The sequence below is a fragment of the Bordetella genomosp. 8 genome, assembly GCF_002119685.1.
Classification (GTDB): Bacteria; Pseudomonadota; Gammaproteobacteria; order Burkholderiales; family Burkholderiaceae_B; genus Bordetella_C.
Genome location: NZ_CP021108.1, coordinates 3980860 through 3998703, shown reverse-complemented (window position 1 = coordinate 3998703; position 17844 = coordinate 3980860). Strand labels below are relative to the sequence as shown.

Below are 17844 nucleotides of genomic sequence, written 5' to 3'. Positions count from 1 at the left end.
ACGGCGCGAATCGCCGCGGCCTTGATACGCCGGCATTTATTGCGATAATCCGCGCTGGTTCGTACTGGACGCCCCGAGGGGCGCGTGGCCGTCATGTTCACTTACGGGAATATCCTTGCCGTCGGCATCGGCGCCGCCCTGGGCGCCTGGTTGCGCTGGGTGCTGGGCCTGTTCTTCAACGCCGGGGCGTGGCCCTGGGGAACGATGGCGGCGAATCTGGTGGGCGGCTATCTGATCGGCGTGATGGTGGCCCTGGTCGCCGGGCATCCCGACTGGCCCGCGTGGATACGCCTGATCTGCATCACGGGTTTCCTGGGCGGCCTGACCACGTTTTCGACGTTCTCGGCCGAAACCGTGGGTTTCGTTGAAAGGGGCGCCTACGCTACCGCGCTGCTGTACGCCGGCTCCAGCCTGGCGGGTTCGCTGCTGCTGACGGCGGCGGGCTTGTACACGGTACGCAGCCTGACCTGATCGCACGGCGCCCAGGCCCAGGCGCACGGAACCCGTCGATGCCAGGCACTATCGCGCCACGCCTCGGCGGCGTGGATGTTCCAGGATGACGGCCGCGGCGGCCAGGCCGCTGCGGATGGCGCCTTCGAGCACCCCGGGATAGCCGGTGTCGGTCCAGTCGCCCGCCAGCGCCAGCCCCGGCCACGGCGTGCGCGGCGCGGGGCGCCGCAGGCCTGGAACCGCCAGGAAGGTGGCGCGCCTGTCGATCAGCAGGGCGGACCCCGCGACAGCCGGCATCGGCGGCAGGCCCGCGCGGCCGGCATGTTCCCGGACCTGGTCGACCAAGGCGTCCGTGGCGACCTTCCTGTCCTGTCCGGCAAGCGCCATGGCCGCGCTGACGACGATCGTGATATCGGCGCCGCCTTGCGCCGGCACGCCACCGCGAACGCCCGCGCCAGCCTGCCCCGACAGCGCCGTTCGATCGAAGATCCATTGCCCATGGTGACCGCGCGCCGGCGCGTCGGCCAGCATCATCATGGGGTGCGGCAGGCGCCACGGCGCATCGAGCTTCAGATTGAGCGTGGCGATGGGCGCATGCGGCAGGGCGTCCAGGCCGATGGCCAGTTCCCGCGCCGGCCCACCCGCGAACAGCCGCGCGGCCGAGTGTGGCGGCACCGCGACCACCGCCGCGTCATAGCGTTCGCCATCGATGTCGATCCCACCGGCGCCGGGCGTCACCGCGCGCACGCTATGCCCATAGCGCATCCGGCAGCGATCGGCGGCGGCGTCCGGCCAGAGCGCCGACAGGTCCACGCGCGGCAGCAGCAGGTCGGTCGCCGCTCGCGGCCCGCCCAGGCTGTCGCGCAGGACATGGGCATAGAGCTGCGCGCACGCCTGCGATACCGGCGTGTTGAGCGCGGCCAGGCATAGCGGTTCCCACAACAGGCGCACGGCCCCGCGCGGCTGCCCATGGCGCCGCATCAGGCCGCCGACGGTCTCGCCCGGCGTCACCCGCCAGCCCGCGGCGCGCAACGCACGCATCAGCCGCAGGCTGGCCAGCCGGTCGCCCCAGGACAGTCCGCGCGCGCGCAACAGCGCCACGGCCGCGTGCCAGGGCGCCGGCAGCCGTGGCGCCGCCAGCCGGAAGCCGCCGTCCAGGGAAGCCAGGCACAAGGGCAGGCGCAGGAACAAGGTATCCGGGTCGCGGCCCAGGCGGCGCATCAGCGCCAGCGTATCGGTATAGGCGCCGAGCAGGATGTGCTGGCCGTTGTCCAGCGGCCCGTCGAAGATGGCCGCGCCTTCGTGCGGCGGATGCGGCACGCGGCGCGCCCGGCCGCCGGGCGTGTGGCCGCTTTCGTAGACGGTGACGTCGCAGCCGGCCTCGCGCATGGCCGTCGCGGCCGCCAGGCCCGCCCAGCCCGCGCCGACCACGGCGGCCTTCATCGCGCGCCTCGCGCCGCCTTCATCGCGACAGGCGGCGCACCAGTCCGCGTCCGCCACCCACCCAGGTGCGCCACGCCAGCAGCAGCTTGCGCAGCGGTGTCAACGATATGCGCTGGTGCAGCACCTGCCAGTCGTCCCGCTCGATTTCATCGAGCAGGGCATGATAGATCGCCGCCATCATCAGGCCGGGCCGCTGCTCGCGCCGGTCGACCTCGGGCAGCGCCGACATGGCTTCCTTGTACAACTCGCGCGTGCGCTTGGCCTGGAAGGCCATCAAGGCGCTGAAGTTGGGGGAATAGCGGCCGTTCAGGATGTCCGCCGCCTTGACCTCGAAGCGCTGCAGGTCGTCGATGGGCAGGTAGATGCGGCCGCGCCGCGCGTCGTCGCCGACGTCGCGGATGATGTTGGTCATCTGGAAGGCCAGCCCCAGCCGTTCGGCATAGACCAGCGTGGATGGATCGGTATAGCCGAAGATGGACGCGGACATTTCGCCGATGACGCCGGCCACATGCCAGCAGTACTTGCGCAAGCCCGGCCAGTCCAGGTACCGAGTCTGGTCCAGGTCCATCTCCATGCCGTCGACCACCGCCAGCATGCGGTCGCGCGGTATGCCGTAGGCCTGCAGATGCGGCTGCAGCGCGCGCGTCACCGGGTGTTCAGGCGCGCCGCCGTACAGGCGGTCGATTTCGGTGCGCCACCACGCCAGCTTGATGCGTGCCACCGACGCGTCGGTGGCTTCATCCACCACGTCGTCGACTTCGCGCCCGAAAGCATAGAGGGCCGTGATCGCGCGCCGCCGTTCGGGAGGCAGGAACAGGAAGGCGTAGTAGAAGCTGGAGCCGCTCTTGGCGGCCTTGTCCTGGCAATATTCGTCGGGAGTCATGTCAGCTGAAAGCGCGCCACATCATGACGCCCCAATCCCTCGCGCCCAGTTCAGGGCGATTCATGAACACGTCGTAGCGCGCGCGCTCGATGCGTTCCAGTATACGCAGTCCGCCCTGCACGACCAGGCGCAGCTCCAGGCCGATGCGGCCGGGCAGCCGGCGGGCCAGCGGAGCGCCGGAGTGTAACAGCGCCCGCGTGCGCTCCGTCATGTCGCGCATCAGCGATTCCCAGGCCGGCGTCAGCTTGCAGGTGGCGATGTCCTGCTCGGTCACGCCATGGCGGCGCAGGGCGTCCTGCGGCAGATAGACCCTGTCCTTGCGCCAGTCGATGTGTACGTCCTGCCAGAAGTTCACCAGCTGCAATCCGGAGCAGATGGCATCGGCGTCGCGCACGTTGGCCGCGTCGGCGGCGCCGTACAGATGCAGCATCAGGTGGCCCACCGGATTGGCCGAGCGCGCGCAATAGTCCAGCAGCGCGGGCTCGTCGGCGTAGCGCTTGACCAGCACGTCCTGCTCGAAGGCGGACAACAGGTCATAGAACGGCGTGATGGGCAACTGGTGGCTGGCGATGGTCGCCGCCAGCGGATCGAAGATCGCGTCCAGCCCGGGGTCGGCGACGGGACGCGCGCCCGGCTTGCCCTGCGCGATGCGGTGCAATTCCGCCCGATAGGCCGCCAGCCGCGCCAGGCGCTGCGCATCGTCGGCGCTGCCTTCATCGGCGATGTCGTCGGCGCTGCGCGCGAAGCGGTAGATGTCGCGCACCGGCGCGCGCAGGCGGCGCGGCAGCAGCAGCGAAGCGACGGGGAAGTTTTCGTAGTGATCGACGGCCATAGCGGCGGATGGTGGGCCCTGTCCATGCAATCGCGCATTTTATCGTTCGGCCGGGGCGTTGATTCCCGCCGCGAACACGTGGCCCGCACCCACGCTGCGCGGCACGTGCGGGCGGGCCTATCGGGTAGACTTGTCTGGCCTCAGGATAGCCGCAATGCCAAGACCGATTTCCGTCACCATCTCCGTTTCCGCGCTCGCGCACAATCTTGCCGTGGTCCGCGATCATCTGCGGCAGGCCGCCGCCGCGGCGTCCGCCGCGGACGGCACCCAATGGGTGGCGCCGTCCATCTGGGCGGTCATCAAGGCGCATGGCTATGGCCACGGCACGGCGCAGGGGGTGCAGGGCTTCGCCCAGGCCGACGGTCTGGCCATGCTGGACCTGGCGGAGGCGATCGAATGCCGCGAGTCCGGCTGGGCGGGTCCCATCCTGCTGCTGGAAGGCGTTTTCGAACCGGCGGATCTGGACCTGGCCGATCGCTACCGCCTGTCGTCCGTGGTGCATTGCCGTGAACAGTTGGACATGCTGGCGCATGCCCGCCCGGATCGTCCCCTGGACGTCTACGTCAAGCTCAACAGCGGCATGAATCGCCTGGGTTTCGCGCCCGACGCGTTTCGCGCCGCCCATGCGCGCGCGCTCGATCTGCGCAAACAAGGCATCCTGCGCGGCGTCGGCCGCATGACGCACTTCGCCAGCGCCGACGCGCCGGCGGGCGTGGCGGCGCCCATGGCGGTTTTCCAGCGTGTCGCGGGCGACCTGCCCGGGCCCGTCAGCGTATCGAACTCCGCAGCAACGCTGCGCTATCCGCGGATCGCGCTGGCGCGGCCGGGCGAGGAAAGCTGGGTGCGGCCCGGCATCTGCCTGTACGGCGCCTCGCCTTTCGCCGATGCCGATGCCGCATCCTTCGGCCTGCAGCCCGCCATGTCGCTGCGTTCCCGCATCATCGCCACGCAGGACCTGCGCGCCGGCGACGCGGTGGGCTACAGCGCCCTGTTCACGGCGGATGCGCCCATGCGTGTCGGGGTGGTCGCATGCGGGTATGCGGACGGCTATCCGCGCCATGCGGGCACGGGGACGCCCGTCGTCGTGGCCGGTACGCGCACGCGCGTGCTCGGCCGCGTTTCCATGGATATGCTGGCGGTGGACCTGACCCCCGTGCCGGCGGCCGGCATCGGCGCGCCGGTTTCATTGTGGGGCGCGGACGGTCCGTCGGTGGACGAAGTGGCGCAGGCGGCTGGCACCATCGGCTACGAGCTGCTGTGCGCGTTGGCGCAGCGGGTGCCCGTGCGCACCATCGCCTGATCCCAGCCGCGCTCAGTCCAGCCGGGCGCCCGACGTTTCGATCACCTTCTTCCACCGCGCGGCTTCCGCATCGATCAATGCCGCCATGGCCTGTGGCGTACTGCTTTCCGGCAGCACGCCGATATCCATCATGCGCTTGCGCACCTCCGGCGATTTCAGCACCTCCACCACCGCGGCGTTCAACCTGGCGATGACGGCCGGCGGCGTGCCGGCGGGCACCGTCAGGTAATTGACCGGCGCGGCGTCGAAGCCCGGCAGGTCCTTGGCGATGGGCGGGACGCCGGGCAACATGGGCAGTTCGAACGGCGTCGTGACGCCCAGCGCCTTCACCGCGCCGGACTGGATATAGGGCAGGTAGACCGCCACGCTGTCCAGCGCGATTTCCACCGTCCCGCCCAGTATGTCGCGCAAGGCGATGCTGGTGCCAGCATACGGTACATGGTCGATCTCCACGCCGGCCATGGCCTTGAACAGTTCGCCCGCCAGATGGCTGCTCGACCCGATGCCGGCGCTGGCGAAGCGCACCTCGTGCGGATGCGCGGCGGCGTACCGGACGAGTTCGTCGACCGTGGATACGGGCAGGCGCTTGCCGACGATGAGCACGCCCGGCACCACGGCCAGCTTGGACACCGCCATAAGGTCCTTGCGCGGATCGTAGGGCAGGCTCTTCATCAGATAGGGGTTGGTGATCTGCGGCCCCGGGGTGGTGTAGAGCATGGTGTAGCCGTCGGGCGCGGCGCGCGCCACCTGCGTGGCGCCCAGCGTCCCGCCGGCGCCCGGCTTGTTTTCCACGACTACCGGTTGCCCCAATACCTTGCCCAGGGGCTCGGCGACCATGCGCGCGGTCAGGTCGGCGCCGCCGCCCGGTGTGAACGGCACGATCATCCGCAAGGGATGGTTGGGGTAGTCCGACGCCGCGCCGGCAGCGGCCGCCACACCGAAAAGCGCCAGGCCCAGCATGGCCGTCCGCAGCAATGCCCGTTTTTTCATGTTGTCTCCTTTATCTCGATGCGGCATCAGCAGCGACGATACCGGCTTGCGGCGCCGCGCGCTGTAGCGCCGGGCACATAACAGCTTTGCGGTACCGGACAGTACCCGGGACGGGCCCGGTTTCCTAGACTGGCGCCTCATCGAGATCCCGGGGGACAGGCCTTGCAGCCGCTTCTATCGAATATCAAGGTGCTGGACCTGAGCCGCGTGCTGGCGGGTCCCTGGGCCAGCCAGATCCTGGCGGACCTGGGCGCGGACGTGATCAAGGTCGAACGGCCGGGCCGCGGCGACGACACGCGTTCCTGGGGACCGCCTTTCCTCAAGGACGCATCCGGCGACGATACCGCCGACGGCGCCTATTTCGTGGCGACCAACCGCGGCAAGCGCTCCATTACCCTGGACCTGCAGACCCCCGAAGGCCAGGACCTGGTCAAGGCCTTGTGCGCCGACGTGGACGTGGTGCTGGAGAACTACAAGGTCGGCACCCTGGCGCGCCTGGGGCTGGATTACGAGGCCTTGTCCAGGATCAATCCGCGCCTGGTGTATTGCTCCGTGACGGGCTTCGGCCAGACCGGCCCGCGCGCGGCGGAGCCGGCGTACGACTTCCTGATCCAGGCCATGGGAGGCCTGATGAGCGTGACCGGCGAACGCGACGACAAGCCCGGTGGCGGGCCGCAGAAGGTCGGTGTTCCCATCGTCGACCTGAGCACCGGCGTGTACGCGGCCCTGGGCATCGTTGCCGCGCTGCTGCGCCGCACACAGACCGGGCGGGGCGAATACGTGGACGTGGCCATGCTGGACGTGCAGGTCGGCCTGCTGGCCAACCAGGCGATGAATTTCCTGCTGGGCAAGCGCGTGCCGCGCCGCACCGGCACCGCGCATCCCAATATCCAGCCGCAGCGGACGTTCCATTGCGCCGACGGCGATATCGTCGTCGTCGCCGGCAACGACGCGCAGTTCGTCGCGCTGTGCGGCGTGATCGGGCAGCCGGCGCTGGCGAGTGACGAACGCTATGCGACCAATGGACAGCGCGTCAGGAACCAGGAGAGCCTGGATCCCATCCTGGACGCCATCTTCGCGCAGCGGCCGCGCGCCGACTGGCTGGACAGTCTCAAGAAGGCCGGCGTGCCCGCGGGCTCCATCAATTCCGTGCCGGAGGTCTTCGACGATCCCCAGGTCGTGCATCGCGGCATGCTGCGCCACCTGCCGCATCCGGTGGCGGGAACCGTGCCGCAGGTCATGAACCCCTTGCGCTTCGGCGGCGCGGAGCTGCGCGTGGATCGCGCGCCGCCGCTGCTGGGCGAACACACCGACGAAGTGCTGCACGAACTGGGCCTGGATGCCGCGCGTATCCAGGCGCTGCGTGCGCGCAAAGTGATCTGAGGCGCTGGCCGAAGACCCATCACCCCGCAGGAATACGCCACTATGAGCATGCCCGAAGCCCTGACCGGCCCCTACACCGCCCTGGACGTGACCGTCGACGACGGCGTCGCGGTCATCCTGCTGGCCAATCCGCCGGTGAATGCGCTGTCGACGCAGATGATGGACGAACTGACGTGGCTGCTGGACCGCATCTCCGAAACACCGGAGGTTCGCGCGGTGTTGCTGTCCGGCCAAGGCCGGAATTTCTGCGCGGGCGCCGACCTGAAGAATCGCGCCACCACCATCCAGGGCCCCGGCGACCTGCCACGGCATTCGCGCCGTACCCGTGAATGCTTCCATGCCATACGCGAATGCGCCAAGCCGGTGGTGTGCGCCATCAACGGCGCGGCCCTGGGCGCGGGCCTGGCCATCGTGGCCTCCTGCGACATCCTGGTCGCTGCCTCCACCGCCACGGTCGGCTTGCCGGAAATCAACGTCGGCCTGTTGGGCGGCGGGCGGCACGGCATGCGCCTGTTCGGCCATTCGCGCCTGCGACGCATGATGCTGACTGGCCTGCGCGTCGATGGCGACGAGCTCTACCGCCTGGGCGTGGTCGAGGCCGCCGTGCCGGTGGAGTCCCTGATGGACGAGGCGATGGCCCTGGCGCGCGAACTGGCGTCCAAGAGTCCGCTGGCGTCGATATTGGCCAAGCAGACGCTGAACGCCATCGAGGACATGAGCCTGCGCGATGGCTACCGCTACGAACAGGATATGACCGCGGCGATCGCCCGCACCGAAGACGCGCAGGAAGCGCGCCGTGCTTTTCTGGAAAAGCGTGCCCCGGTGTTCAAGGGCCGCTGACACCAACAAGGAGACATCATGAAAGGGCCGCTCGATGGCGTGAAAGTGCTGGACCTCAGCCGCGTGTTCTCGGGCCCCTGGGCGGGCCAGATGCTGGCGGATTTTGGCGCCGACGTCATCAAGGTCGAACGGCCCGGGCGCGGCGACGACGTGCGCCACCAGGGTTATCCGATGCCGGTCGATGGTCCCGCGTCCACCACGCCGCCGCACGAGACCTCGTCTTTCGTGGCGATGAACCGCGGCAAGCGTTCATTGACCATCGACATCGCGCATCCGCGCGGCCAGGAATTGGTGCGCCGCCTCGCGCTCGAGGCGGACGTGCTGATCGAGAACTTCAAGGCCGGGGACCTGCGGCGCTACGGCCTGGATTACTCGGCCCTGTCGGCGCTGAATCCGCGGCTGGTGTATTGCTCCATCACCGGGTTCGGCCAGGACGGCCCTTACAGCCATCTGCCGGGCTACGACCCGATATTCCAGTCCATGAGCGGGCTGATGAGCGTGACCGGCATTCCCGATGGCGAGCCCGGCGCGGGCCCGGTCAAGGTGGGCTATTCGGTCTCGGACCTGACCGCCGGCTTCTACGCGGTGTGCGCCATCCTGGCCGCCTTGCGTCATCGCGACCAGGTATCCAGCCAGGGCCAGCATATCGACCTGGCGCTGCTGGACGCGCAGATCGCCGCGATGTCCCACATCGGCATGAATTACCTGGCCAGCGGCCAGCAGCCGCCGCGCACGGGAACGTCCTCGGCGATCACCGCGCCTTTTCGCGCCTACGCCTGCAAGGACGGCCACCTGATGGTCGCGGTGGGCAATGACTCGCAGTTCAAATCCTTCTGCGACGCCATCGGCCTGCCCGAATTGGCGCATGATCCGCGCTTCGCCACCAATCCGCTGCGCGCGATGGCGCAGGCGGAGCTGTCCGCGCAAATCGAGCCGGCGCTGCGCGCGCGCACGGTCGCCGACTGGAACACTACGCTGGCGCGGGCCAAAGTGCCCTGCGGCCCGATCTACACAATGGAGCAGGTGTTCGAAGACCCGCAAGTCCGGCACAGGCGGGTGCTGGGACGCATGCCGCACCCTGGCCTGGGCAGCATGCCTTACATCCGCAACCCTGTTCATTTTTCCGGCACGCCCATCCAGGAAGGTTTGCCGCCGCCGATGCTGGGCGAACACACGGACGCCGTGCTTGCCGGCGAACTCGGCCTGAGCGCAAGCGACATCGCCGCGTTGCGGGCGGAGGGCGTCGTATGACCGCCGAGACCCATGCCGCCGACGCCGCATTGATCGAAGAGGTGCGTGACAGCGCGCGCGACTTCCTGCGTCGCCGCGACCAGCGGCAACGCAAGCGCGCGGCGGGCGTGCTGGATCGTCGTTATTGGACCGAGATCGCCGGCGTCGGCTGGCTGGGCATGTTCGTGCCGGAGGACCACGGCGGACTGGGCCTGGGTTGGCCCGCGATGGCCGCCGTCATGGAAGAAGCGGGGCGCGTCCAGTTGCCGGAGCCGCTGGTCGCCGCCGCCGTGCTGCCCGCCGCGCTGCTCCAGCGCCTGGCGCAAGACCACGATGGCGCGTCGGCCTGCCAGCGGCTGCTGGCCGACGTTTGCGCCGGCAGGCGCGTGACGTCGCTGGCGTGGCAGGAGGCCGACGGCCAGCTCGAGGCCGGCGAGGGCGCCGGCGCGTTCGGCGTCAGCGTGACCTGGCGGGAAGACGCCTACGTCCTGAACGGCGAAAAGCGCCACGTCATACCGGGAGACGGGGTCGACGGCTGGCTGGTGTCGGCCGATGGCGAACAGGAGCCCGCGCTGTTCTACGTGCCCGCGGATACGCCAGGCGTGATTGCCAGGCCCTACGTTCGCGCCGACGGCACGCACGCCTGCCATCTGTCCTTCGAGGCGGTGGCGCTGCCGGCTGACGCTTTGCTGGCCCGGCGCGGCGTGCTGGACGCCATCGATGCCGCGCTGGACCTGGGGCGACTGATGCAGTCGGCGGAAATGGTGGGCGCGGCGCGCCAGGTGCTGTCCGACTCCGTCGAGTACCTCAACACCCGGAAGCAGTTCGGCCGGCCGCTGGCGTCCTTCCAGGCCTTGCAGCATCGGGTGGTGGACGCATCGATGCAGGTGGAGCTGGCCGCCGCCAGCCTGCAGGCGGCGCTCAAGGAATTGCCGTCCGCGGATAAAGCCATGGCACGCGCGGCGGCCAGCCGCGTGAAGGCGCGCGCCGCGCGCGCCGGCCTGGAAGCCGCCCGCCTGGCGGTGCAACTGCACGGCGCCATCGGCTATACCGATGAATGCGATGTCAGCCTGTACCTGCGCGGTGCGCTGCACCAGGCCGCGTGGCTGGGCAACGCGACCGCCCACCGGCAGCGCTACGGGGCGCTCGCGCCACCCATACGCGACGGCGGCGCGCCGGCGGATGCCTTGCCCGAAGAGACGCCGGACATGTCCGCGCGACCGCGGGAAGCGGAAGCTCCGGAAGCCTTCCCGCGCGATGCCGACTGGAATGAAATGCCCGAGGCCGATTTCCGCGCCATGCTGCGACGCTTCTTCCGCGCGCACTATCCGGAACGCCTGCGCCATATGCCGCGTCGCCTGCACTGGGAAGAAATCAAGGAGTGGTATTTCACCCTGGCGCGCCAGGGCTGGATCGCGCCGTCGTGGCCGCGCGAACATGGCGGCATGGCCCTCGCGCCGGGCCGCCTGATCGCCTTCATCGAAGAGGCCGAACGCCATGGCGTGGCGCGCGCGCCCGACCAGGGGCTGGTCATGCTCGGTCCCATCCTGTTCCGCCATGGTACGCAGGAACAGCGCGAACGCTTCCTGCCCGGCATCCTTTCCGGCCAGGACGTATGGGCGCAAGGGTATTCCGAACCGGACGCGGGCTCCGACCTTGCGGCGCTGCGCTGCGCCGCCGTCGTCGATGGCGACGCCTTGATCGTCACCGGCCAGAAGACGTGGTCCACGCTGGCGCAGGACGCCACCCATATGTTCATGCTGGTCAGGACCGACACCACCGTCAAGAAGCAGGCGGGCATCAGCTTCCTGCTGGTGGACCTGCGCAGCCCGGGCGTCAGCCGCAGGCCGATCCGCACGCTGGCGGGCCACGAGGAGTTCTGCGAAGTGTTCTTCGACCAGGTACGCGTCCCGCGCGGCAACCTGGTGGGCGCGCTGAATGGCGGCTGGAGCATCGCCAAGGAACTGCTGGGCTTCGAACGCCTGTTCAGCGGCAGCCCGAAGCATGCGCATCATGCCTTGCAGCAGATCCATGCCCGCGCGCGGCAGCGCGGCCTGCTGGCCGATCCGGCGTTCCATGACCGCCTGACCGAGCTGCGGCTGGACGTGGCCGACCTGACCGCCATGTACGAGGGATATGCCGACATGGCGCGCGCGGGGCTGCCCTTGCCGCCCCAATTGTCGCTGCTGAAGATATGGGCCACCGAAACCCACGAACGCCTGGGGGCCCTGCTGATACAGGCCGCCGATGAATACGGCGGCGCCGCGCTGGACGATGACACAGGCGAAAGCCATGTGCTGGCGCCTTACGTCAATGCGCTGGCGGCCACCATTTTCAGCGGCACCAACGAGATACAACGCAACATCTACGCCAAGCACGTGCTGGGCATGGATGGCGCCTGAAACCATAAACACCATAAGCACCATAAGCCCGCAGGGCACGAGGAGACGAGTCCATGAAGAAACGCCGCGCCTTGCTGGCCGCCTTGCTGTCCCTGGCCGCGGTCCACGCATTCGCGGCCGGTGCGGCCGATGCGTGGCCCAGCCAGCCCATACGCCTGATCGTGCCGTATCCGCCCGGCGGTTCCGTCGACAACCTGGCCCGGCTGTTGGCGCCCACGCTGGGCCAGAAGCTGGGGCAACCCGTGGTCGTGGAAAACAAGGCCGGCGCTTCCGGAACCATAGGCGTGGACGCGACGGTGCGGGCCACGCCGGACGGCAGCACCTTCGGCTTCGGCGTCCCAGGCGCCATTTCCGGTTTGCCGCACGCCATGAAAGTGCCCTATGACGTCGGCGCGATCCGCTACGTGTCCCTGGTCGCGCGCATTCCGGTGGTCTTCGTCGTCAACCCGGCGATACCGGAAACGACCCTGCCCGCTTTCATCGCCGCCGCCCGCAAGGATCCCGGCAAGTACAACTATGGCTCGGCCGGCAATCTCACCACCCCGCACCTGGCTGGCGAACTGCTCAAGCAACAGACGGGCATACAGATCATGCACGTCCCCTACAAGGGCGCGGCGCCGGCGGTCACCGCGCTGCTTTCCAACGAAGTGCAGATGTTCCCCGCCGATGCCTCGGCTGTGCTGGCCTTGATCAAGGCGGGCAAGGTGCGCGCCCTGGCGGTGGGCAGCGCCGACCGCTTCGTCGGGCTGCCGGACGTGCCGACCACCAGGGAGCTGGGCCTGGCCGGCGTGGAGGTCGAATCCAACTATGGCGTCATTGCGCCCACCGGCACCCCGGCCGCCATCGTCGACAGGATGGCCCAGGCCATCGGGGAGTCGCTGCGGGACCCGGCGCTGCGCGCCAGGATCATCGAGCAGGGCGCGGTGCCGCAAGCCACCAGCCCCGACGAGTACCGCCAACTGATGGAAGCCGAATCGCGCAAATGGGGGGAGGTGATCCGGCGCGGCAAGCTGGGGCTGCAATAGGCCGTATAGTGTGTGCGCCTATTCCTACCGACAGCCACCATGCCTACGCCCAAAGCCGCGGGACCCAGCCTGGACCTGACCGCCGACCTGCACAAATGGCGCGCCTTCGTCGCCATCGCCGAGCTGGGCAGCATCACGCGCGCCGCGCTGCATCTGGACCAGGACCAGTCGGTGCTCAGCCGCCGCATCAACGCGCTGGAGCGCGAATGCAACGCGCGGCTGTTCAACCGCACTGGCCGCGGCGTACACCTGTCCGAAGTCGGCGAACGCCTGTTCCCGCTGGTGCGGGTATTGCTCGAAGACGCCGAGCGCCTGGAACTGGAAGTCAACGGCCAGGCGCGCGAGCCGGCCGGCGAGGTCCGGCTGGGCCTGTTGCCGTCCACCGCCCACCCGCTGATACGGCGGCTGTTCTCGCGTCTGCGCGAACACTATCCCAAGGTACATCTGCGGATTTTCGAAGGATCGAGCGGCCAGATAGAGGAATGGCTGACCGACAGCCGCGTGGATATCGCCATCCTGTATCGCTACGGTGAAAAGTGCCCGCCCGGCGAGACGCCACTGGCCTATGTGGAGTCCTATCTGGTGGGCGCGGCCGGCGACCCGCGCACCAGCGCGGGGGATATCCGCTTCGATGCGCTGGACGGGCTGCCTTTCATCCTGCCAGGCGCGCCCAACGGGCTGCGCAATACGCTGGACGGGCTCGCGCGCGCCCGCAAGATCGCCATCGCGCCGCTGATCGAGGCCGATTCGCTGCCCCTGATGAAGTCCATCGTCGAACACGAAAACATGTATACAGTGCTGCCGCTGCACGCTGTCTGGCAGGAGGTGCACGAAGGCCGCCTGAGCGTGGCCGCGCTGCGCGACCCGGCGCTGGGGCGCATCATTTCAATGGCATATTCGCGCAGCAAGGGGCCGGGCCGCACGGTCATGGAAGTCGCCGCGCAGATCGAGGCGCTGGCGCGCGAGATCGGTGGGGAAGGGGTCTGGCACGTCAGCGAGTGAGACCGCTGCAGCCCTCAGCCGCTGCAGCGCTTGAACCACCGCAGCCCTTGAACCGCTTTGGCCTTCAAACCGCTGCGGCGTCCTCATCGCCTCAGGCCCTCAGCCCTTCGGAAACCCGTACAACCGCGCCGGGTTATCCACCCACACCTTCTGGCGCAGCGCATCGCTGCCCAGCCAATCCCATGCCACGTCCAGCAAGGCATCGGCCGCGGGCGCCTTGTCGCCCATCCGCACATAGGGCCAATCGGACCCCCACAGCACCTGATCCGGATTGGCGGCGGTGAAGGCGTCGTGCAGATAGCGGGCGTCGGCATAATCCGGCGCCGTGCCCACGCGGCACAGCGTCAGCTTCATCCAGATGGCGCCGTCGGCGAGCAGGCCGCGCAGCAATTGAAACACCGCATCCTGGGGGCCACGTCCCGGCACCAGGCTGCCGAGATGGTCGATCACCAGCGTCAGCCCCAATCCCGCCAGCGCCGGCAGATGCCGCGTATAGACGTCGCATGGTGCCCATAACTGCGCGTGCAGGCCGTGTTGCTTCATGCGCGGCGCCAGCGCGGCGATCTGGTCGAAGCCGACGCTGCCGGGAAACAACCGTCCCGCCGGATCGCGCGCCTCGACGAAACGCAGGGCGCGCACGCCGGCCTCGGACCACGCCCGCAATTGCGCATCGCTGACTTGCGGATCGGCCACCGCCACGCCGCGCAAGCGGCCGGCGCCCTGCCGCAGCGCATCCAGCAGGGCCGCCGGCTCGGTACCGTAGGGGGCCGGCTGCACCAGCACGCCGCGCTGCGCGCCCAGGGTATCCAGCATGGACAGGTAGCGCTCGGCCGGCGCGTCCGGCGCGGCATAGGAAGATGGCTGTTGCAGCGGGAAGCGGTCGTACGGCCCGAACACATGGCAGTGCGCGTCGCAGGCGCCCGGCATCAGCACATGGCGCGGCCGCCCGGGCATGCGCGGCGTTTCGGTCCTGTCCGGGACATAGGCAAGCGCCTGGCCGGATCCACCCCGGGCATCGCCGGTACGCGGCGGGGTCGCGTCGCTCATGGGCGGTCTCCGCCGGCTTGCCCAGGCAAGCGCGGCAGCCGCGTCAGGGCCGGCTGGCCGGCTTCCATCGGTACCCGCAATGGATCGGGCGCATCGTCCGGCATGGGAATTTCATGGGCGTTCAAGGTCATCGATACCATCGTGTAGTAGCCGATGACGGCTGTCAGCTCCACCACGCCCGCCACGCCCCAGTGCTCGATCGCCTGCGCGTACAGCGTGGGCGCGACCTGACCGGTCTCCTGCAGCTGGCGGGCATATTCGTAGACGATGCCGTCGGCCGGCGTGTCGAAGGCCGGTGCGCGCCCGTCGCGGATCGCCTCCAGCGCCGCGACGGGGATGCCGGCATCGGCGGCCGCCTGGGCATGGATATGCCATTCGATCTGGCTGTTCCAGCGCCGTGCGGTCGCCACGATGGCCAGCTCGCTGACACGCGGCGGCAGGCTGGTGCCGAAGCGCAGCAGGGCGCCCAGGGCCTGCCAGCGGTCGGCCAGGTCGGGGTTGTGCAAGGCGGCGCGCAACGGGCCGACCAGGCGGCCGCGCGGGCCCGAAACGATGCGGTCGTAGACCTGTCGCTGGGCCGCGGTCATCGTGTCGGGAGTGGGGAAGGGGATGCGGCTCATGTGATGTCCTTTCGTATCGTCCGTTGTGTCGTCCGCTTCAAGCCGCCGCGTCGTCGGGTGCCGTACGCGCCACGGACGGACGCGCGCAGAACTCGCGATGCCACGTCGCCAACGCGGGATGGCCGTCGCGCCAGGGCAGGTCGGCGTAGCGGTAGTCCAGATAGGACAGGGCGCAGCCGATGGCGATCAGGCCCAGGTCGAAGCGCGTTTCCCGCAGCGCCGGCGCTTCCTGTTCCAGCGCCTTCAGCACCGCGTCCAGTTTCAAGGCGAAAGCGTCCAGCCATTCCGGCGTCTGCCGCGCCGGCGGCTTGTTGCGTTCCTGCCGGAACAGCAGCAGCACGTCCAGCAGGCCGTCGCCCAGGGCCTGGCGCCGCTCCGCGGTCAGGCGTGCCCGCGGTTCGGCCGGCAGCAGGCCGGCGCCCGCCAGCCCGTCCAGGTAGGCGCAAATCACGCGGGAGTCGTAGATCGCGGTGCCGTCGTCCAGGACCAGCGTGGGCAGCTTGATGAGCGGGTTGTCGCGCACCAGGTCGAGATTCGGCTTGTCCATCGCGACGGGCGTGCGGACGCATTGCACGCGGTCTTCGATGCCCGCCTCGTAAAGCACGATCATGACCTTGCGTACGAAAGGCGAACGTGGCGACCAATGCAGCTTCATGCGGATCTCCTGTAAACAGCGTTCTGGCGGTGGCGCACGTGTCAGTGCCCCTGTGGCGGCCGCACCGCGGGGTCGTCCGCGACATCGGGCGCCGCCATCTGGAAAAGATGGTCGGTGTGGGCATACCAGCCGGCGCCGTGCATGCGGCCCAGCAGCCGTAGCGACGGCGTATCCACGTAGTACTTGTCCGGATCCAGCAAGGCGTCGTCGCGCAGGTACATGGCGACCACGCGCGCCAATACGATAATCCGTTGCGGCGCGGCTTCGAGGATCTGCCACACCTGGCATTCCAGCGCGGCGGGGCTCTGCGCGATCCGCGGCGGGTTCACGCGCAGCGATGGCGCGGTGGTCAGGCCCGCCTTGGCCAATTCATCGACGTCCGCCACGTAGTCCAGGCTGGTGTGGGTCATCTGGGGCCCGAGACCCGCCGGCGCGACGTTGACGACGAATTCGCGCGTGGCCAGGATATTGCGCGAGGTGTCCTTCAACTGTCCGCCGCGCGGGCCTATGCCCAGCGCCACGATGGGCGGATCGCTGCTGACCACATTGAAGAAGGAAAACGGCGCGGCATTCATCCGGCCTTCGGCCGATTGCGTCACGACCCAGGCGATGGGCCGCGGCACCACCACGCTGGACAGCAGTTTGAAGGCATCCGCCGTCGCCAGCTCGCTGAAGTCGAAGTTCATCGCATTTCCCGCCTGGCGCGTCCGTTCATTTGGCCAGCAGGTCCAGCCTGCCCAGCAGCGCCCGCATGTCGGCGCGGTCCTTTTCCACATAGGCCTGCGCCTGGCCGGGCGACAGCGCCATCAGCTCCACCGCCTGTTCTTCCATCACCCGCCGGTAATCGGCGTCCTCGTTCACATCGCGCACGGCATCGCTCAGGCGCTGCACGATGGCGGGCGGCGTGCCGGCCGGCGCGGCCAGGCTGTACCAGGTGGCCGATTGCGCGCCGTGCACGCCAGCCTCGTCCAGGGTCGGCACCTGCGGCAGCAGCGGCGAACGCCGGTCGGCGGCATAGGCCAGCGGCAGCAGGCGCCCCTGGCGTATGAAAGGCAGGCTGGCCGAAAGATTCAGCACGACCATGTCCAGTTGCCCGCCGACGGCGTCGTTGATGGCGGGCGACGCCCCGGGGTAGGGGATATGGTTCAGTTGGACATGCGCGGCCTGCTGGAACAGCTCGCCGCCCAGGTGCGTGGCGCCGCCCACGCCCGCGGAGCCGTAGCTCAGCTTGCCGGGGGCGGCCTGGGCGCGCGCGATCAGGTCGGCAACGGTCCTGATGCCGCGCGTGGGATTCACGGCCAGCATGATGGGCTGTATGGCGACCACGGACGCGAAGGCGAAGTCGCGCACGCCGTCATAAGGCGTCTTCTGCATCAGCGGCGTCACCACGTGGCCCGCCGACGTCCCCAGCAGCAGGGTGTAGCCATCGGGCCTGGCGCGGGCGACGAAGCCCGTCCCTATCGACGCGCCACCGCCCGGCTTGCTTTCGACCACCACGGCCTGGCCCAGGCGCTTTTCCAGCCCGCGCGCCAGGCTGCGTGCCACGATGTCGGCCGGTCCGCCAGCGGCGTAGGGATTGACCAGCGTAATGGAGTGGGAGGGATAGCCGTCCGCGGCCCCCGCCGCGTCGGCGTCGGCCGGCCCGGCGGCGGACACGGCGATCGCGGCCAGCAGCGCCAGCGCAGATGCGGTTCGCACGTTGTCTCCATTGTCATTGTTATCTTGATGGAGGGCATGGTAGG

Annotated in this window: 17 protein-coding genes; 8 read left to right on the top strand and 9 right to left on the bottom strand. The window is 69.2% G+C overall.

Annotation, left to right across the window (positions count from 1 at the left end; all coding sequences use genetic code 11):
• Positions 1 to 93 precede the first annotated feature (93 nt).
• Positions 94 to 471 carry a fluoride efflux transporter CrcB gene (crcB, locus tag CAL12_RS18200; RefSeq protein WP_086067970.1) on the top strand — a complete coding sequence of 126 codons (378 nt, stop codon included), beginning with the start codon at positions 94 to 96 and terminating at the stop codon, positions 469 to 471.
• A 48-nt stretch (positions 472 to 519) separates the two neighbouring features.
• Here crcB and hpnE read toward each other — a convergent pair whose 3' ends face one another.
• Genes hpnE through hpnC form a run of 3 tightly spaced genes read right to left on the bottom strand, consistent with a single transcriptional unit; the run spans position 520 to position 3608 of the window.
• Complete coding sequence (hpnE, locus tag CAL12_RS18195) at positions 520 to 1893, bottom strand: hydroxysqualene dehydroxylase HpnE (protein ID WP_086065916.1); 1374 nt, start codon at positions 1891 to 1893, stop codon at positions 520 to 522.
• 19 nt (positions 1894 to 1912) lie between these two features.
• Positions 1913 to 2776, bottom strand: a complete 864-nt coding sequence (hpnD, locus tag CAL12_RS18190; protein ID WP_086065915.1) for a presqualene diphosphate synthase HpnD — start codon at positions 2774 to 2776, stop codon at positions 1913 to 1915.
• A 1-nt stretch (position 2777) separates the two neighbouring features.
• Positions 2778 to 3608, bottom strand: coding sequence for a squalene synthase HpnC (gene hpnC / locus CAL12_RS18185; RefSeq protein ID WP_086065914.1), 831 nt, complete (start codon positions 3606 to 3608; stop codon positions 2778 to 2780).
• A gap of 154 nt (positions 3609 to 3762) precedes the next feature.
• Between hpnC and alr the strand changes: the two genes are divergently transcribed.
• Complete coding sequence (gene alr / locus CAL12_RS18180) at positions 3763 to 4908, top strand: alanine racemase (protein ID WP_086065913.1); 1146 nt, start codon at positions 3763 to 3765, stop codon at positions 4906 to 4908.
• A 12-nt stretch (positions 4909 to 4920) separates the two neighbouring features.
• On the opposite strand, the gene CAL12_RS18175 is transcribed toward alr, so the two are convergent.
• Complete coding sequence (locus CAL12_RS18175; protein ID WP_157793027.1) at positions 4921 to 5898, bottom strand: Bug family tripartite tricarboxylate transporter substrate binding protein; 978 nt, start codon at positions 5896 to 5898, stop codon at positions 4921 to 4923.
• 162 nt (positions 5899 to 6060) lie between these two features.
• Here CAL12_RS18175 and CAL12_RS18170 point away from each other — a divergent pair, with 162 nt between their 5' ends.
• From CAL12_RS18170 to CAL12_RS18145, 6 genes are read left to right on the top strand one after another with little or no spacing between them, the layout of a single operon-like run.
• Positions 6061 to 7281: a CaiB/BaiF CoA transferase family protein gene (locus CAL12_RS18170; protein ID WP_086065911.1), complete on the top strand. Its 1221-nt coding sequence runs from the start codon at positions 6061 to 6063 to the stop codon at positions 7279 to 7281.
• Positions 7282 to 7323: 42 nt separating this feature from the next.
• On the top strand, positions 7324 to 8121 hold the full coding sequence (locus tag CAL12_RS18165) for an enoyl-CoA hydratase/isomerase family protein (protein ID WP_420042728.1): 798 nt from the start codon (positions 7324 to 7326) through the stop codon (positions 8119 to 8121).
• Positions 8122 to 8139: 18 nt separating this feature from the next.
• Positions 8140 to 9372: a CaiB/BaiF CoA transferase family protein gene (locus tag CAL12_RS18160; protein ID WP_086065910.1), complete on the top strand. Its 1233-nt coding sequence runs from the start codon at positions 8140 to 8142 to the stop codon at positions 9370 to 9372.
• Positions 9369 to 11753, top strand: coding sequence for an acyl-CoA dehydrogenase (locus CAL12_RS18155; RefSeq protein WP_086065909.1), 2385 nt, complete (start codon positions 9369 to 9371; stop codon positions 11751 to 11753). Before CAL12_RS18160 ends, CAL12_RS18155 begins: the two co-directional genes overlap by 4 nt.
• Positions 11754 to 11806: 53 nt before the next feature.
• Positions 11807 to 12778: a tripartite tricarboxylate transporter substrate binding protein gene (locus CAL12_RS18150; RefSeq protein WP_086065908.1), complete on the top strand. Its 972-nt coding sequence runs from the start codon at positions 11807 to 11809 to the stop codon at positions 12776 to 12778.
• 39 nt (positions 12779 to 12817) lie between these two features.
• Complete coding sequence (locus CAL12_RS18145) at positions 12818 to 13780, top strand: LysR family transcriptional regulator (RefSeq protein ID WP_086065907.1); 963 nt, start codon at positions 12818 to 12820, stop codon at positions 13778 to 13780.
• A gap of 99 nt (positions 13781 to 13879) precedes the next feature.
• Here the strand turns inward: CAL12_RS18145 and CAL12_RS18140 are convergent, their stop codons facing one another.
• Genes CAL12_RS18140 through CAL12_RS18120 form a run of 5 tightly spaced genes read right to left on the bottom strand, consistent with a single transcriptional unit; the run spans position 13880 to position 17800 of the window.
• Complete coding sequence (locus CAL12_RS18140) at positions 13880 to 14827, bottom strand: amidohydrolase family protein (protein ID WP_086065906.1); 948 nt, start codon at positions 14825 to 14827, stop codon at positions 13880 to 13882.
• On the bottom strand, positions 14824 to 15447 hold the full coding sequence (locus tag CAL12_RS18135) for a carboxymuconolactone decarboxylase family protein (RefSeq protein ID WP_086065905.1): 624 nt from the start codon (positions 15445 to 15447) through the stop codon (positions 14824 to 14826). Before CAL12_RS18135 ends, CAL12_RS18140 begins: the two co-directional genes overlap by 4 nt.
• Before the next feature lie 37 nt (positions 15448 to 15484).
• Positions 15485 to 16102: a glutathione S-transferase family protein gene (locus CAL12_RS18130; protein ID WP_086065904.1), complete on the bottom strand. Its 618-nt coding sequence runs from the start codon at positions 16100 to 16102 to the stop codon at positions 15485 to 15487.
• 41 nt (positions 16103 to 16143) lie between these two features.
• Positions 16144 to 16788: a flavin reductase family protein gene (locus CAL12_RS18125; protein ID WP_086065903.1), complete on the bottom strand. Its 645-nt coding sequence runs from the start codon at positions 16786 to 16788 to the stop codon at positions 16144 to 16146.
• A gap of 25 nt (positions 16789 to 16813) precedes the next feature.
• Positions 16814 to 17800, bottom strand: coding sequence for a tripartite tricarboxylate transporter substrate binding protein (locus tag CAL12_RS18120; RefSeq protein WP_232464563.1), 987 nt, complete (start codon positions 17798 to 17800; stop codon positions 16814 to 16816).
• Positions 17801 to 17844 lie beyond the last annotated feature (44 nt).

Excerpts from the sequence above, each read along its gene's own strand:
- crcB (WP_086067970.1), top strand. The coding sequence starts at position 94 with ATGTTCACTTACGGGAATATCCTTGCCGTCGGCATCGGCGCCGCCCTG.
- hpnE (WP_086065916.1), bottom strand. The coding sequence starts at position 1,893 with ATGAAGGCCGCCGTGGTCGGCGCGGGCTGGGCGGGCCTGGCGGCCGCG.
- hpnD (WP_086065915.1), bottom strand. The coding sequence starts at position 2,776 with ATGACTCCCGACGAATATTGCCAGGACAAGGCCGCCAAGAGCGGCTCC.
- hpnC (WP_086065914.1), bottom strand. The coding sequence starts at position 3,608 with ATGGCCGTCGATCACTACGAAAACTTCCCCGTCGCTTCGCTGCTGCTG.
- alr (WP_086065913.1), top strand. The coding sequence starts at position 3,763 with ATGCCAAGACCGATTTCCGTCACCATCTCCGTTTCCGCGCTCGCGCAC.
- CAL12_RS18175 (WP_157793027.1), bottom strand. The coding sequence starts at position 5,898 with ATGAAAAAACGGGCATTGCTGCGGACGGCCATGCTGGGCCTGGCGCTT.
- CAL12_RS18165 (WP_420042728.1), top strand. The coding sequence starts at position 7,324 with ATGAGCATGCCCGAAGCCCTGACCGGCCCCTACACCGCCCTGGACGTG.
- CAL12_RS18160 (WP_086065910.1), top strand. The coding sequence starts at position 8,140 with ATGAAAGGGCCGCTCGATGGCGTGAAAGTGCTGGACCTCAGCCGCGTG.
- CAL12_RS18155 (WP_086065909.1), top strand. The coding sequence starts at position 9,369 with ATGACCGCCGAGACCCATGCCGCCGACGCCGCATTGATCGAAGAGGTG.
- CAL12_RS18150 (WP_086065908.1), top strand. The coding sequence starts at position 11,807 with ATGAAGAAACGCCGCGCCTTGCTGGCCGCCTTGCTGTCCCTGGCCGCG.
- CAL12_RS18145 (WP_086065907.1), top strand. The coding sequence starts at position 12,818 with ATGCCTACGCCCAAAGCCGCGGGACCCAGCCTGGACCTGACCGCCGAC.
- CAL12_RS18140 (WP_086065906.1), bottom strand. The coding sequence starts at position 14,827 with ATGAGCGACGCGACCCCGCCGCGTACCGGCGATGCCCGGGGTGGATCC.
- CAL12_RS18135 (WP_086065905.1), bottom strand. The coding sequence starts at position 15,447 with ATGAGCCGCATCCCCTTCCCCACTCCCGACACGATGACCGCGGCCCAG.
- CAL12_RS18130 (WP_086065904.1), bottom strand. The coding sequence starts at position 16,102 with ATGAAGCTGCATTGGTCGCCACGTTCGCCTTTCGTACGCAAGGTCATG.
- CAL12_RS18125 (WP_086065903.1), bottom strand. The coding sequence starts at position 16,788 with ATGAACTTCGACTTCAGCGAGCTGGCGACGGCGGATGCCTTCAAACTG.